The 15,932-nt window shown below is 65.0% G+C and carries 12 protein-coding genes; 6 read left to right on the top strand and 6 right to left on the bottom strand.

Features of this window, described 5'->3' with window-relative positions; all coding sequences use genetic code 11:
• Positions 1–257 precede the first annotated feature (257 nt).
• Both MU558_RS08475 and MU558_RS08470 read left to right on the top strand, forming a co-directional pair.
• Positions 258–1,979: an asparagine synthetase B family protein gene (locus MU558_RS08475; protein WP_246974240.1), complete on the top strand. Its 1,722-nt coding sequence runs from the start codon at positions 258–260 to the stop codon at positions 1,977–1,979.
• A 117-nt stretch (positions 1,980–2,096) separates the two neighbouring features.
• Positions 2,097–2,651, top strand: a complete 555-nt coding sequence (locus MU558_RS08470; protein ID WP_246974237.1) for a DUF7344 domain-containing protein — start codon at positions 2,097–2,099, stop codon at positions 2,649–2,651.
• 25 nt (positions 2,652–2,676) lie between these two features.
• Here MU558_RS08470 and MU558_RS08465 read toward each other — a convergent pair whose 3' ends face one another.
• Complete coding sequence (locus MU558_RS08465; protein ID WP_246974234.1) at positions 2,677–3,255, bottom strand: DUF7344 domain-containing protein; 579 nt, start codon at positions 3,253–3,255, stop codon at positions 2,677–2,679.
• 407 nt (positions 3,256–3,662) lie between these two features.
• Here MU558_RS08465 and MU558_RS08460 point away from each other — a divergent pair, with 407 nt between their 5' ends.
• A complete protein-coding gene (locus MU558_RS08460; RefSeq protein ID WP_246974231.1) occupies positions 3,663–4,643 on the top strand; it encodes a DUF1616 domain-containing protein in 981 nt (326 codons plus the stop codon).
• Complete coding sequence (locus MU558_RS08455; protein WP_246974229.1) at positions 4,644–5,219, top strand: metal-dependent hydrolase; 576 nt, start codon at positions 4,644–4,646, stop codon at positions 5,217–5,219. It begins immediately after the preceding gene.
• 717 nt (positions 5,220–5,936) lie between these two features.
• Here the strand turns inward: MU558_RS08455 and MU558_RS08450 are convergent.
• From MU558_RS08450 to MU558_RS08430, 5 genes are read right to left on the bottom strand one after another with little or no spacing between them, the layout of a single operon-like run.
• Complete coding sequence (locus MU558_RS08450) at positions 5,937–7,910, bottom strand: glycosyltransferase family protein (protein WP_246974226.1); 1,974 nt, start codon at positions 7,908–7,910, stop codon at positions 5,937–5,939.
• Entirely contained in the window at positions 7,900–8,868 is a 969-nt protein-coding gene (locus MU558_RS08445) for a glycosyltransferase family 4 protein (RefSeq protein WP_246974223.1), read from the bottom strand. Before MU558_RS08445 ends, MU558_RS08450 begins: the two co-directional genes overlap by 11 nt.
• A gap of 4 nt (positions 8,869–8,872) precedes the next feature.
• Positions 8,873–9,943 (bottom strand): DUF354 domain-containing protein, encoded by a 1,071-nt coding sequence (locus MU558_RS08440; protein ID WP_246974220.1) that lies wholly within the window; start codon positions 9,941–9,943, stop codon positions 8,873–8,875.
• A complete protein-coding gene (locus MU558_RS08435) occupies positions 9,943–10,977 on the bottom strand; it encodes a glycosyltransferase family 2 protein (protein WP_246974211.1) in 1,035 nt (344 codons plus the stop codon). Before MU558_RS08435 ends, MU558_RS08440 begins: the two co-directional genes overlap by 1 nt.
• The gene (locus MU558_RS08430) at positions 10,977–12,374 is read right to left on the bottom strand and encodes a nucleotide sugar dehydrogenase (protein ID WP_246974202.1); all 1,398 of its coding nucleotides are present in this window, start codon (positions 12,372–12,374) and stop codon (positions 10,977–10,979) included. Before MU558_RS08430 ends, MU558_RS08435 begins: the two co-directional genes overlap by 1 nt.
• A gap of 366 nt (positions 12,375–12,740) precedes the next feature.
• Here MU558_RS08430 and MU558_RS08425 point away from each other — a divergent pair, with 366 nt between their 5' ends.
• Both MU558_RS08425 and glmS read left to right on the top strand, forming a co-directional pair.
• The gene (locus MU558_RS08425) at positions 12,741–13,376 is read left to right on the top strand and encodes a helix-turn-helix transcriptional regulator (protein WP_246974192.1); all 636 of its coding nucleotides are present in this window, start codon (positions 12,741–12,743) and stop codon (positions 13,374–13,376) included.
• A gap of 655 nt (positions 13,377–14,031) precedes the next feature.
• Positions 14,032–15,840, top strand: coding sequence for a glutamine--fructose-6-phosphate transaminase (isomerizing) (glmS, locus tag MU558_RS08420; protein WP_246974190.1), 1,809 nt, complete (start codon positions 14,032–14,034; stop codon positions 15,838–15,840).
• The last annotated feature ends 92 nt before the right edge of the window (positions 15,841–15,932 follow it).

Here is a 15,932-nt window from a genome sequence, read left to right as displayed (position 1 = left end):
ACACCGAACCCATTATTATGGGTCCGATAGCGGTGCGTTCGCGCGCGGTTTATCACGACGCTAAGGCATCGTGGGTCGAAGCCGACGAGGGCTGCAGCCGCCGTCGCGATCGAACTCTGTCGTGGCCGATCGCTTAGCGGATCCATAGTTAATGGCGACGCTGGCCGACGAGCTACCAGTCCAGTCTGCAGTAGCGTGTCGGCGAGCGATCGGACCCGATCGACTGGCCTGCGCTACTCCGGAGGTGACATTCGAGGATGAACAAGGAACTCTTCGGCGTGTTTGGTGGTATCGAGACGTTCGAGCAGCACAGAGCCACAGGCGAGTTCGACGAGGTCGTCGCCGGGACGAGCGTGACCGTCGGCATCCGCGACTCCGGTCTCGGGACCCCCGGCTGGAGTGCGAGCTACGCGGGCGAGAACTGTCTGTGTGTCATCTGGGGCGAAGCGTACGCACCCGACGGCGAATCGAACGTCGCCCGCTGGCTCGTCGAACGGTACGCCGTCGACGGCGCCGCGGCACTCTCGGAACTCGACGGCTCGTACCTGGTTGTCCTCGAGTGCGACGGCGAGGCGCTCGTCGCCACCGACCCGATTCGATCCAGGGAGTGCTTTTACACCGACGACCCGGGCGTTCGCGTCTTCGGCAGCGATTCGGCGGCGGTCGCACGCACCGTCGACGAACCGACGCTTCGACGTGACGCCGTCCTCGAGTTTCTCCACCTGGGGGTCACGCTCGGCGAGAAGACGAGCCTCGAGCAACTCGACCGGCTCCCGCTCGACAGCTACCTGACCGCGAGGTCGGTCGAACCTCTCGAGCGGTTCGTCTACGATGCTCGGCAGTTCGACTACGTCGACGAACTCGCGACGCGACTCCGCCGTGCGCTCCGTCGGCGCTCACAGTTGCCGGGTCGAAAGGGGCTGCTCCTCTCGGCGGGGTACGACTCGCGGACGCTCCTTTCGGAGATTTCAGAAATCGAACGCTGTTACACTATCGGGTCGACCGCCGCACAGGAGGTGCAAAGCGCGAAACGGATCGCGAACCAGTACGGGGCGACACACACGGCGTTTCCACCCGACGAACGGTACCTGCTTGCCGACGAGACGAAAGTCCGCCACTCCCACGGCATCAAGGAGTCGCTTCACGTCCACCACGCGGGCTACACGGACGAGATGGACGTCGACACGATGTACCACGGGCTGCTCTGTGACACGTTCTTCCGCGGTCACTTCACCGCACAGGACGGGATTGACGTCCTCGGAAAGCGGATCCCGTTCGAGCGGCTGGATCCCGACCCGGAGCCGGTCGACGTGCTGCTCGAGCGCTTCGGCTACGACCGGGACGCAAGCGCCGCACTCGCCGAGAAGACGTCGTTCGACGTCGATCCAGACGCGTTCGTCAGAGACGCCGTCCGATCGGCGTTCGGCGACGCGCTAGTCCGGTCGGACACGATCCAGAACGCGATCAACTGCTGTGGAATCGCCAACCAGCCGTCCATGCCGTTTCACAACCACCTGGCGGACAACTACTTCGCCTCGTTTCTGGTAACGGACACCGAGTTGCTCGACTGGCATCTCACGACGCCGCCGGAGTACCGGACGACGGAGACGTTCCTGCAGGCGTGTGAGCGACTCGACGACGACCTCTTGCGACAGCGCCCGCCCGACCGGCCACACGACTCGCTACTGTTGAACGAGGTAGAACGGTTCGTTCGGCGGAAAACACCGTTTCTCACCTCGTTCGAGCCACCGTGGCCCGACCGCGAGACGCTCTTCGATCGGTACGAACTCGACCGGAAACTTCTGGCAGACCTCGATGACGTTCACGACCTTCCCGCCAGACACAAGTTACGACTGACCGACCTCCTCGGCTGGGTCGACGGCTGGTCAGGACGGGGCGATCGAGTATCGGCGTGGCTGCTCGCTTCGGGGTCACCGACCGTCCCGTCGTCTGCGAATCGGAGGCATCTTCTGGAGTGACGCTCGTCGAGTTCGGGGCGGGCGAGCGACCGCCGAACTGCAAAAAACAGTTCACGACAGTTCTAGGTAGTCATTAGCGAACGAAAATTTATAACCAACAAACGGATTGCACGTAATATGCGTCTGACGCCGTTTCGAACGTACTCGTCGTCGCCTGCCCGCGACGAGTCGACGACGTGCGCTGACACGCCTCTCGACGGGGAGAGGTCGAGTGAGGCGCCAGCAACTGGGATGAAGGTGGATGGGGTCGGCTACGACGCGTCTTCGGCCGAAAACAGGGTCGAAAGGGACGTTGACGTGGTCGCGACGCTCGACGAACTCGAGACGCCAGTAACCGTCGACGAGATCGCCGATCGGCTCGTCTCGAATGAATCAAACAACATCGAGACCTGGGGTGACGTCCACGAGCGGCTCTACCAGGTTGAACTACCCGCGCTCGACGAGGCAGGCGTCGTCACGTTCGATACAGAACAGGGGACTATCGACGCGCCGAGCGACGAGGGGATTCTCGAGGCGGTACGATCCAACACGTCGGTCAAACGAGCCGCACTCGCGGCCGTGTCGCTCGGATTTCTGTCCATTCCGCTTTTCGTACAGCTACCGTCGCTCGCGAGCATGCTGAGCGTGTCGTTCGCTGCAGTCGGACTCGTCGAGTACGTTCGAATCCGGTAATCGTCGGGGCAGACTCGAACGGCCACTACTTTCTTGCGTGTCGGCCGGCGGTCAGCAGCGTGAACATCAGGAGGATGAGTGCGCTCAGACCGATCCCGGACATAATCGAGAAGATCGGAAGCTCCAGGACGGCTCCAAGGAGCATGATCGCCCCCGTGCCGGCGGCGCCGATGTAGTAGTCGTCCCACTCGTGGTGCTGGCGTTCGTCGTCGGTCGACGGGTCGTCGTTCACATCGGGATCGAGGTACGGGTCGAGCTGGTCGGCGAGTGGCTTCCGTTCGACGATCCCCCGACTCTTCTGGTACTCGATTATCCCCGCCTTATCCAGTTTCGGGAGATGGGACTGGTACAGCGGGATGTACACGCGCTGGCGTTGATCGGAAGAGAGCGCTTCGACGGTCGTATCGTGTTCCCACGCGGCGACCTGCTCTGCGACGTCGCGCATCCGGACGGGATCCTCAGTGTCCTGGAGGTACCGCAAGACGTTTCGCCGACGCTCGTTCTGGAGAATGTGGAAGATCTGGTCTGTGGATAGTTCGCACTCGTCGGCGTCAGTCTCAGTCTGCGAGTCGCCATCTGCTGCACCGATTTGTTTCGTGCTCATTGTCCCTATTCGCCCATTTCAGAAGAGGGTATTAAATGACTGAAATCGTCCATCGGTGAACGATACACTTTCACCGATTTTAGAATTACAAGTCACGTTTCACACTGTTGTATCATTTTTATTCCCTGGTAGCAGACTGAAAGATCCTCGATATCGACAGAATTACTCGAGAGATTGAATTACACACAATGATGTTAGTGACACAATATGAATTGACGATTTACGAAGATTCTACGCAGAAGAACGGTTCGAACGTACGAAAAATACTTATACTAGATAGGGTCAATCGCGGCCTCGAACCGGTCGACAGGAGGAGAAATTTCCTGGTAGGGAGTAATAGAAAGAAGTCCCTCGAGTGGGGGTTATACGACCGATAATAAAACGCCGAGTGGCCCACCGTCTACGGGATGAGCGACAAAGACTGGTGGTTCGTCGACCTCGCAGCCGTCGTCGCGATCACCGGAGGCCTCGCGTTCGGACTCCTCTCCGGCGTCGAAGGTGTCGGTCGAATCGCGCTGTCGATACCGCTCGTTCTCTTCTTGCCGGGCTACGCGCTCGTCGCAGTGTTGTTTCCAGACGAAGCAGACAGCGAGTACCGACCGTTCGACGACGAGAAGACCGGGCTGCGAAATCCGCTGCTGGTCGACGGCGGACTCGACGCCGTCGAGCGATTCATCCTGTCGATCGTCCTCAGCGTCGCCCTCGTCCCGGCGATTGCCCTCTTTACGACCGTGACCCCCGGGGGTATCGCGCTTCGTTCGGTACTCGTCGGGATCGCGCTGACGACGATCGTACTCACGCTGGTCGCGATCGTCGCCCGGTACGGCTGTCCGCCAGAACGGCGGTTCTCGATCGCACTGTCGCCGCCGTTTTTCTTCCGGGATGTCTCGAGTCCGTACGAGTCGACGTCGACGAGACGGTACAACGTCGCGATCGCGGTCAGCCTGCTGTTGTTGCTCGCCAGTGTGGGCTTTGCGATCGCGAATCCACCGCCACACGACGGGTTCACCGAGTTCAACGTCGAAACGGCGAACGTAACCGGCGAAACGGAAACGATGTACGACGACTCGTATACCGTCGGCAACGCCCAGAACCTGACCGTCTCGATCACGAACCAGGAACACCGGGAGACGACCTACACGACCGTCGTGGTGCTCCAGCGCGTGAGCTACGACGACGGCGTCACGGTCCACGAGGAAGACCACCTCGCTACGGAACCGGTGACCGTCGCAGACGGCGCGACACGCGAGCAGACGCTCGAGGTGACGCCGACGATGGCGGGCGATGACCTCCGGTTGGTGGTTCTGCTGTACGAGGGAGAACCGCCTGCAGAGCCGTCCGAGGAGAACGCCTACCGCGCTCTGCACCTTCCAATCGAGGTCGCGTAGATGTGGCCGTGGGAACACCTCGCGTTCGGCTACGTCCTGTACTCCCTGCACGCGAACGCGATCCGGCGAGAGCGACCGTCGGGTCGTGAGACGATCGTCGTCGCAGTCGCCTCGCAGCTACCCGACCTCGTCGACAAACCCCTCGCCTGGGCGGTCGGGTTCGTCGAGACCGGCTACGCGCTCGGACACTCGATCTTCATCGCTCCGATCGTCTGTCTCGCGGCCGCCGCACTCGCCACCCGTCGAGGTGAGCAGTCGCTCGGAGGTGCGTTCACCGTCGGCTACCTCTCGCACGTCGCTGGCGACGTGCTCAACCCGTTCTTCCTCGGGCGAGGCCTCGAGGTGCGCGTACTGCTCTGGCCGATAGCGTCGCCGCCGGCGGACGCACACGGCGGCTTCCTCGAGCACGTGCTCGTCTACCTCGCACGACACGTGGCGTACCTCACGGCGGAGGGACTGACGCCGTATCTCGCGTTCCAGCTCGGTCTCGCCGTCGCCGTCGCATTGCTGTGGCTGTACGACGGTGCGCCGGTCGCGTCCGACCTCTGGCGGTGGCTGGCCCGTCGGGCGCGATAGGCCGCCGCCATCGGGAAGTGACCCTACTGGTCACGGCAAGAGTCTCCAGGACGGACCGACGCCAAAGACCCGGTCACCGCCGCATTCGTCGATCGCTACCGACGACGTGGCGGGAGAACGCATCCTCGGTTTCGTGGCGATCCGCCGTTCGCTTTTCGTACCCGTCGTACAGGGACGCCTGCCAGGGTTCGCGGCGGGCATATTCGACGCAGACACGACGTCGGTCTGTCGAGAACGTGACCGACCGGTCGGTAATCGTCGGTAGACGCTGGTCGGAGACGACGGACGATGCCGAGGACGACGAGAGCGAGCGGCTCTCTGCCCTGCCACCGGCGGCGCGACGAATCGACGAGCGGCTCGAGCCTCGAGCACGCTTACACGAAGTACAGGAGAAAGCCCACGGCTTTCGGTGGCGATCCGTACGCTCACGGCGATCGGAGAGACGCAGTCGCGCGTCTTCACCCCGTCGAGGACGAAAGGCCGGTCGTTTCGGCGGCCGTCGACGACGCCACGAACGGCGTCGTGGAATCGGTCGAGGTGCCACGGCGGTCGTCACGTCGCTCGGCGAGTGCGTCGACTCGAGATGGACAGAAGGTGTCGGCATGCCACCGTCGTCGAAGGTGACACGGAGGGCACGCGCACCCGTCTATGGCAAAGCCGTGGCTCCCGCGTTGCAGTGCGTTGCAGTACTGCGAGAACGGTGTGGGGACAGGCAGGTCAGGCGGACGTCGAGGTGACGCACATCGCCACGTCGCCGTTGGTGTAGACGCTAGCCTGTGACGGTCGACAGAGTCGATCCCGTGGGACGTCTCGAATCTGCCCGTAGCCGTTTGCGTCGACGAAGTACGTCGCGTCTGTCGACTGTTTCGTCCGGTAGACGACGTACTCGTGGTCTGCGGGTTCGCCGTCGACGATCGTCGCCGTGTCGGCCGGATACGCGTGCGTGCGGCTGATCATCGTCTTGTACGGGTGGTCCGTGTAGAGGACCTGGTCTGGGCGGATCTCCTGGCCGCTCGGCGATCCGGTCATCTCGCCGATCGTCTGGGCTGCGGCGAGTTCGGGTTCGTCGTAGGCGAGTTGCTCGTGGTGATCCGGGAAGACCGGGTTGTCGACGTTGCTCTCCGGTGCCAGTATCATCGCGCCCGGGTAGACGAGCGCGAGGAGCACCAGCACGACGACGAACACCGACGAGAGGTCTCGCGTGAGCGTCCGGATGCCGACCGCACCGAGGATAGCCATCGGCGCGTAGAGGAACGCGAACCACCGCGTCGGGATGAAGTTTCGGATCCCGAACATCGGCAGTCCGAGGACGAAGACGAGCATGATGGCGGCCGCGAGCAGGAGCGTGAACACCGACTGCTCGGCACGTCGCCTGTGGACGACGTACAGACAGCCGGCGAACGTGGCCCCGAGCAGGATCAGGAAGCCGAGCACCTCGACGTGGGCGACGACCTGATCCAGCAGCGTCGGTGCGGCGGCCTCGCCGCCACCGCCGCTCGAGGCGCTGGGACTGGCGAGGTTCAGGAAGCCGGCGCTGTCGGCGAGCGTCTCGCCGAGCCAGCTGAGCACCGTCGCCAGGAACGACTCCCGCCGGTACGGCGTCAGCGACCAGACGAAGATCGTCAGCCCGACGTTGAAGATGACGAGGCCGACGAGGTTGACCGGCTTCTTCGCGCGGAAGACGCTCGTGTCGAGGCGAGTCAGCCCGAACGGACCGATCACGAAGACGAGCTGGGCGAGGAAGGCGGCCAGCAACAACACGAGCATGATGAACGTCGACACCTGATGGGTGAGGATGACGGCGACGCTCAGCAGGATTAAAAGCGAGAAGTCGCGCACGGTGTACTCGATTCGCATGACCCGGATCAGCGCGTACAGCATGGCGAGGAAGAACACGAGTCCCAGGCTCGTGGGAATGAGGTGGATGCCCCACAGCGAGACGTAACTCGCGACGGCGTAGAACGCGGCAGCGAGCGTCGCCCACCGCGCGGGAATCAGCAGGTTCGTCGTCGTGTAGACCAGCAGGATCGACAGCGGCATCACGACGCCGACCGAGAGGTACAGCGCGCTCTTCAGCGAGACGCCGTACAGCAGCGTCGACGCTACGACGAGCAGGTGGTAGAACGGCGACGCGTAGTGTTTGTCCTCGGAGATCGCACCGAGAGAGCCCGACTCGTAGATCGCGTGGGCGAGGTCCGTGACGTGCGTCCACCCGTCGATGCCGACGAGGCCCGGCGTCGCGTACAGCGCGGTGTACCGGAAGACGAACGCGAACAGAACCAGTTGCAACAGCACCACCCCGCGGTTGAAGTCCCGATCGCTCGTAAAGAGGATCTGGACGAACACGAGCGTTCCGACGACGCTCGCGAGGCCGAAAAAGAGGTGCGTCCGCTCACCCTGGAGGGTGGTCGCGACGACCATCGTCGCGAGGCCGACGATCGCGACACTCGGCAGCGACATCGCCGCTCGCCGGGACAGCGTCGGGAGCTCCAGCGAGCGCTGATCGTAGTGGGCGGCGAGGAGGTACAGGACGCACGCCCCCCCGAGGACGATCGGAATCGTCTCGATGTAGATCTGGGAGGCGACAAACCGCAGCGGGAACAGCAGGACAGCGAGCGCGAGCCCGGCGATCGCTGCGGCGGTGTCGAGCCGGATCGGCCGGATCCCCGCGAGCGGCCGACTAAACGCCACGGCTTACCCCCTCCTGGACGGGCGTCGGCCGACCGTTCTCGTCGCCGAGCACCCGCTGATAGACCTCGAGCAGTTGGTCGCCCATCGCCTCGAGACCGAGTGCGTCGACCGCCTCGCGGCCGTTCGATCGGCCGCCGTCTTCGAGGACGTCCTCGAGGGCGGCGGCCAGTTCGTCGTCGCTCGTGGCGACGGCGCAGTTGTCGACGTCGCCGATCGTCTCGCGGACGAAGCCGACGTCGGTCGAGACGACCGGCAGGTTGCACGCGGCAGCCTCCTTGACGACCATCGGCCCGGCCTCGCGCTCGGAGGAGACGAGGAGGACGTCGCTGGCGTTCATGTAGTAGGGGACCTCCTCGTGTGGAACGCCGTTGACCGCCCGCAGGTCGACGTCGACGTCGGCGTGCTCGACGATCCGTCTGGCCCGCGGGAAGTCCTTCTCGGACCGCGAGGGATCGTAGGGAAAGAGTGCGATCGGTCGGTCGCGCTCCCAGCCGACGCGTTCGCGCGCCTGCTCTCTCGGGATCGGCCGGAACAGCTCCGTGTCGACGCCAAACGGGATCAACGCGTGGTCGACCTCGAGTACGTCCGACATCGCCGGACTCGGGACGACGACGGCGTCCGCGAACCGCGCGCCGTACCGGCTGATCGTCCGGAGCCAGCCCAGCTGGCTCATCAGGTCCGTCCCCCACAGCGTCACCACCACCGGTCTCGTCGGCTGGGCGAGCGCGAAGGGTGCGACGAGCCCGTAGTTCGCGTGGACGATGTCGTACTCCCCCGTTCGGACCTTCGAGAGGATCTTCGGGTAAAAGCGCAGGTAGTCGGCCGGCGTCCGGGGCGACTCGGCACTGTACTCGCCGGGCACGCCGACGACGGTACACTCGACGCCGCGGTCCTCGAGGACCGACACCTGCTGCTCGAAGAACGACCTCGTCGAAGTGATGAGTTGGAGTACCTTCATGGCGTCAACTCGGATTCGCCGTCAGCGACGCCCGGTCCAGACTCCCGTCACGGGGAGCAGTTTCGACCTCGCGGACGACGACGTCCGTCACGTCGACCGTCTCCGCGAGGACGCGGTCGCGTCGGCGCTCCCACGTCGTCGGGTCGTCGGCTTCGAGGATCGAGACCGCCTTCTCGAGGCCCGCCTGGTGTCGGTCGTCGCCGTGGAAGTTGAACAGAAGCCCGTACCGTTCCTCGAGTTCGGTCGTGTACCCGAGCGACAGCGAGTTCACGTAGACCGCGGGCGTCCCGAGCAGCGCCGCTTCGGCCGCCGTGGTCGCCCCCTCGCCGACGACGACGTCCGCGTAGTAGAGCAGGTCGTGCATTCGATCCGGCGACGTCGCGAGCCGGTGGTCCTCGAGGTCTGGCGGCAGGTCGATCTCGGAGGTGAACAGGACGTGTGCGCCCGCCTCCTCGAGGCAAGCGACGACGTCCCGGGGGTCGTCGAACCCGCCCTGCCCGACGTCGTGTGAGGAATCCCAGCTGCTGAATCGCGCCACCGCGAGCGTGTCCTCCGGCTCGAGTCCGACCGCCTCGAGGACGCTCGGATCGGGGTCGAACCGATTCGGGTGCAGGTAGGCGAGTTCGTGATAGCCCGGATACCGGACCTGCTTCGAGCCGACGTCGCCGCGGTAGCACGCCGGCGTACAGACGACGTCCGCGAACGGGTACGCCAGTTTCTTGATGAGCGTCGCGTGTTCGGTGTCGTAGAAGACGACGCTCTTCGCGTCGAGCGCCGCCGCGACGTGTGCCGCCGCGACGCCGCCGATGGCCGTGATCACGTCCGGATCGATCCGTCGGGCCCGGCGGAGCAGTCGCGTCTCGTAGGTCGCCTGGACCGCCGCGAGCGAGAGCAGCGAGTTCGACCCGCCCGCCAGCACCTCGTGGTCGATGCCGTAACACTCGAGCAGGTCGACCGTGACCTCGTTTTCGCGCGCGAAGACGTACACCTCGTGGCCCCGCGCTTCCAGTTCGGACACGGCGTGTTTGAAGAAGTGGACGTGTCCGGGGTGCTGGATGGTGACGACGACGCGCATCACCGACGCACCTCCAGGGTCGCGTTTTTTCGCGCGTCGAGCGCCACGGCCACGACGAGGATCGCGACGCTCGCGAGGAGCCCGACCGCGCCGCCGGCCAGTCGCCACGCCGTCGACCCGGTGGTGGTCGAGTCCGTGGCGGCGAGGACGCCGGACGCCCCGAGGGTCGCGACGCCGGCGATTCCCGCCACGTAACACAGCATGGCGGGGCGAGCACCGCCGGATAGGGTCTGGGCTTTCAGCCGCCGGAGGAAGCCTCGAAGCAGCGTCAGCGACGTCGCCGGGACGAACGTTCGATACCTGATCGTACTCTCCTCGTCGTGGTACACCGCCGGCATCGACACGTCGGCCACCCGCATGCCGGCGACGTTCAGCCGGACAAGGAGGTCGTTGGGGTAGTCGTGATCGTCCGGCAGCGACTCGACGTCGACCGCAGCGAGCGCCTCGTGTGAGATCGCCGTGTAGCCGTTCTGGGGGTCCTGCAGTCCCCAGTAGCCGCTGGCGATCTTCGTGATCTGGGTCAACAGCCAGTTGCCGAACAGCCGGAACGGCGGCATCTCCCTGCGGTCGTCCCGGTCTGCCAGCCGATTTCCCTTCGTGTAATCCGCCTCGCCCTCGACGATCGGATCGAGCAAGCGCGAGAGCTGGTCGGGGTCCATCTGGCCGTCCGCGTCCATGGTGGCGACGACGTCGACGCCGTCCTCGCGCGCGCGAACATATCCAGTTCGAAGCGCACCGCCGGCACCGACGTTCTCCGCGTGGCGGATCGGGACGATCTCCGGGCCCGCGGGCACGCCACCGTCGGCGATCGAGGGGGTCAATCGGTCGTCCACGACCGCCGTCAGCTCGGTCTCGTCGGCGTCAGCGTCGGCAGTCGCGTACGACTGGATGATCTCCCAGGTGCCGTCGCTCGAGCAGTCGTCGACGGCATATACCCGATCGACGAACGCGGGCATCGTCGACAGCACCTCGCCGACGTGCGCTCGCTCGTTGTACGCCGGAACGACGACGCCGATGGTGTGTCCGCGATACATTACAGCCTCCGGTAGACGAGTCCTTCGCTCGTCGCGTCCTCCGGCTCGAGCGCGCCGGTCACGTCGACCAACGCGGGGTCGTCGTTGAGTTGCTCGGCCACGGAACCGAGATCCAGCTCGAGGAACCGCTCGTGTGGCGTCGCCAGCACGACGGCGTCGAACCCCGAAAACGAGAGCGACTCCTGGACGTCGACGCCGAACGATTCGCGGATTGCGTCGGGGTCGCCGTGGGGATCGTAGCCCACGACGTCGACGTCGAACTCCCGGAGGTAGGTGACGACGTCGGCGACTTTCGAGCTACGGATGTCCGCCACGTCCGGTTTGTACGTCAGCCCGAGGAGCAAAACGCGACTCTCCCGCAACGTCTTGTGACAGTGGTTGAGCGACTTGATCGTCAGCTCGGCGACGCGCTCGGGCATCGACTCGTTCACCTGCCGACTCGTCAGCAGCAACTCGGGGACGAACCCCTCGCGTCTCGAGCGGTGGACGAGGAAGTACGGATCGACCGGAATGCAGTGACCGCCGACGAGCCCCGGTCGATAGTCGTGGAAGTTCCACTTCGTGCCCGCCGCCTCGAGCACCTCGTGGGTGTCGACCCCCATGCGTTCGAGGGCCGTCGACAGTTCGTTCACCAGCGCGATGTTGACGTCGCGCTGGACGTTCTCGACGACCTTGCACGCCTCGGCGGCCTCGATCGAGGAGGCGCGGTAGACGCCAGCGTCGACGACCGACTCGTACAGCGCGGCGACGTCCTCGAGTACCTCCTCGTTCTGTCCGCTGACGACCTTGACGACGTCCTCGAGGCCGTGCTCCGAGTCGCCCGGCGTAGCCCGCTCGGGAGAGTAGCCGACGAAGAAATCCTCGCCCACACGGAGCCCCGACGCGCGCTCGAGCGTCGGAACCAGGACCTCTCGCGTCGCTCCCGGATAGACGGTCGACTCGAGGACGACCGTCGTCCCGGGTTGCATGTGCGAGCCGACGGTGGCGGCGGCGCTCTCGACGTAGTCGAGGTTCGGCCGCTCCTCGTCGTCGATCGGCGTCGGAACGGCGATGGCGACGTACTCGGCGTCACAGATTTCCGTCGCGTCTGCCGTGTAGGCGACGTTGTCCTGCTGGATCGCCTCGTCCGTGAGGTCGCCGGTCGTATCGATCCCCTCCTGGAGAGTCTCGATCTTCGACTCGTCGACGTCGTATCCGATCACGCGGTAGTCCGCCCGGGCGAACCCCACCGTAAGCGGGAGCCCGACGTATCCGAGTCCGACGACACAGACTGTCGCCTCTCGAGCGTGCTGGACGCTCGAGTGCTGGATCGTGACACCGCGCTCGGCTGGGCGTCCTGCGTGGTCACTCTCTCCGTTCTCCCTCTGTCGCTCGGTGTCGCTTATTGTCGGGGTCATAGATGCTACGTGCGCTGGTCCGCCACGCCGCACCGACCGGGTGCGCTGGCGGCCGATACTGCCAGTCCCGAAACGACGGGACGAGCCTCGAACCGAGCAAGCAGCCACGAGCGGTTTATTATAAAGCTGGTAAGCAGTTGCAGCCCGACTCGTTGCGAGAGCGGAACGATTCGTTCGACGTCACGCCAAGTTTCTCCGAGAAAAGACGGCCGGTTTCGACCGAGTGAGCGCTTAACTGCTCACTAAGCGGTTGCTGTACCGATTCATAATGAAGTCCCCGGGGGGACGACTCACGATGCGGCCGAGACGCGACGACGTCGCCACGACGTCCAGTTCCGCGTCGGTCGCACCCGAACGGAGACAACTATGGTGAACAGAACCCAGACCGCGATCGACGTCTCGTCCGCACCGGTGCTCGAAGCGGCAGCGACCGGTACGGTCTCGATGCAGTGCTCGTCGGCGGGCGCGTGTGCGCTCGCGTCGCCGTCGCCGCTTTCCGTGGCCGGCGAGTACGCGAACGGACCGTTGCTCTGGTCGCTCCCACTGCGCGTTACGGCGGTCTGGGAGCTGGGGCTGATCGTGATTTTGCTCCTGACGACCGGCGTTCTCGTCGCGAGTCGCCTGGCGGACGCGGCGGCGGATCGAAAGACGAACGTCGCCGACCTCTCGCTGTCGGGCGAGTCACCGTCGAACGACGACGCGACCCACGAGAGACACAGCTACGAGAACCTCATCTCCTCGAGCACGCCGCCGGAACTACTGAGCGACAGAGGCCGCGTCGTCCGGATACTCGTCGAGAACGGCGGCCGAGTTCGGCAACGACAGATCGTCGAGGAAACCGGCTGGTCGAAGTCGAAAGTCAGTCGCCTGCTCTCGAAGATGCAAAACGCCGGACAGATCGAGAAGGTCTCCGTCGGGCGGGAGAACGTGGTCGTCTTCCCCGACGAACGATCGACGGCGGAGGCCCGGTCGACGGACATACTGTCGGACAACAGACAGTGACCGGGTAGCCGGCGAGAACGCGATCACCTCCGTCCGTGACCGGGTGCACGCGAGCCTGTGTGCCGCGTGACGCATCTTCCTGCTCACAGATCCAGTTCGCGTGGCTCGTCGTCTCGCTCCCGGTCACACGATCGAGTCGGCTGCGATCGACGAGATCGCCGATGGGAGTGCGACGGTCGACCACGGTTCGTCGACCACCCGCCTGGCAGACGAACTCGCTCGAGGAGGTGCTTAATATCCGTCTAAGACCGTCTCGGTGTGGCGAAGCGTCCGACGAGCGCAAGACGAGAGGCGGCCCGTCGATGGCCGAAATCTTCCGGGTGGCCGGCTCGATTTCGTCTGGGTTTTGGGCGTTTTCGTCGACGTTCGTCGCCAACTCGTCCGGGTCCGTACTCGAGTTCCCACGACGACGACGCGTTTCGTCCGTGATCGACGTCTTACCCGCTCTATAGTAATAGTCTGTGTCGACGACGTGAGCAACAAGCACCCGAACCGCCCGACGGTGGGCGACACGCGGGTAGTACTCGACTATGACACGGCACAGCACTGAAACGCAGGACGTTGTATCGAATCGGCCGGCTGCGACGGCCGCAGACGCGGTTCGACCCGTCGCTGATCGTTCCCCGATCGCGGTTCGAACGGAGGTGAACGACTGATGTGCGGGATCATCGCACGTATCGGACGTGGCGACGCGGCAGACACGCTGTTGTCCGGCCTCGAGAACCTCGAGTATCGAGGATACGACTCCGCAGGGATCGCCGTCCAGAACGGTTCGGGCGTGAAGGTCCACAAGTGTTCGGGCGAGGTCTCCGAGCTCAAAGCCGACCTGCCGAAGGCCCCGAGCGGAAACATGGGGATCGGCCACACCCGCTGGAGCACGCACGGCCCGCCGACAGACGAGAACGCCCACCCGCACACGGACACTGCGGGTGACGTCGCCGTCGTCCACAACGGCGTCATCGAGAACTACGAGGTACTCAAAGCCGAGCTCCAGTCGAGGGGTCACGAGTTCGAAAGCGACACCGACACGGAGGTCATCCCGCACCTGATCGACGAGTACCGGGAGACGGCCGCCACCACCGAAGCGGCCGTTCGGCAGGCGGTGGCCACCCTCGAGGGGAGCTACGCTATCGCCGCTATCGTCGACGGAGAAGAGGCGGTCTACGCGGCGCGACAGGGATCGCCACTCGTCCTCGGGATCGACGCCGACGAGTGGTACCTCGCGAGCGACGTCCCGGCGTTCCTCGATCACACCGACGAGGTGATCTACCTCGAGGACGGCGACGTCGTCGTTCTCGAGCCCGACGCCTACCGGATCACCGACCGGGACGGCAACCCCGTCACGCGGTCGGTCGACACTGTCGACTGGGACCCCGAGGACGCGGGGAAAGGCGAGTACGACCACTACATGCGAAAGGAGATCGACAGCCAGCCGTCGGCGCTCTCGAACACGATCGAGGGACGCATCGAAGACGGCGAGGTCGCCCTCGAGGGGCTGCCGGCCGGCACGTTCGCCGACGTCGAGACCGTCCAGTTCGTCGCCTGCGGAACGTCGTACCACGCCGCCATGTACGGCGAGCAGTTGCTGAAAGCCGCGGGCGTACACGCACAGGTGATCCGCGCGAGCGAGTACGACTCGATGGCGGGGCCGGTCGACGAGACGACGCTCGCCGTCGCCGTCACCCAGAGCGGCGAGACCGCCGACACGCTCGACGCCATCCGGACGGCGAGCGGTCGCGGGGCTCGCACGCTTGCGGTGACGAACGTCGTCGGGTCGACGGCCGCCCGCGAGGCCGACGACGCGGTGTACATCCGCGCCGGCCCCGAGGTCGGCGTTGCAGCGACGAAGACCTACTCCTCGCAGGCGGTCACGCTCGCGTTGCTCACCCAGCGTCTCGCAGCGGACGTTTCCGGCGGGGCGACTCTCGAGGACGTCGAGACGATGCTCGCAACACTCGAGGACCTGCCGGACCACGTCGAGGAAGTCCTCGAGGCCAGTCGCGCCGAGACGCTGGCCCGCGAGTTCCTCGATAGCAGATCGTACTTCTTCATCGGCCACGGCCTCGGCTACTCGGTCGCACTCGAGGGCGCGCTGAAGTTCAAGGAGATCACCTACGAGCACGCCGAAGGCTTCGCCTCCGGGGAGCTCAAACACGGCCCCCTGGCGCTCGTAACCGACGAGACGCCGATCTTCGCCGTCTTCACCGGCCACGACGACGGCAAGACGAAGACGAACGCCATCGAAGCCCAGGCTCGTGGTGCACCCGTCGTCGCCGTCTGTCCCGACGACCACCCGGCGGTCGAAGTGGCCGACGCCCACCTGTCGATTCCGGAGACGCACCCCGTGTGGGCAGGGCTGCTGGCGAACGTCCAGCTTCAGCTCGTCTCCTACCACGCGGCCGACCTGCTCGGGCGGCCGATCGACAAGCCGCGCAACCTCGCGAAAAGCGTCACCGTCGAGTGACGCGAGCGGTCGACGACCGTCTCACAGGCGACTGCAGCGACTCGACTGCTCGGATGAGTGGATCGGGTAGGATGAGATGGGGTGGAGACGTC

Source organism: Natribaculum luteum (assembly GCF_023008545.1).
In the GTDB taxonomy this organism is placed as follows: Archaea; Halobacteriota; Halobacteria; order Halobacteriales; family Natrialbaceae; genus Natribaculum; species Natribaculum luteum.
This window is presented reverse-complemented; position numbering and strand designations above follow the sequence as displayed.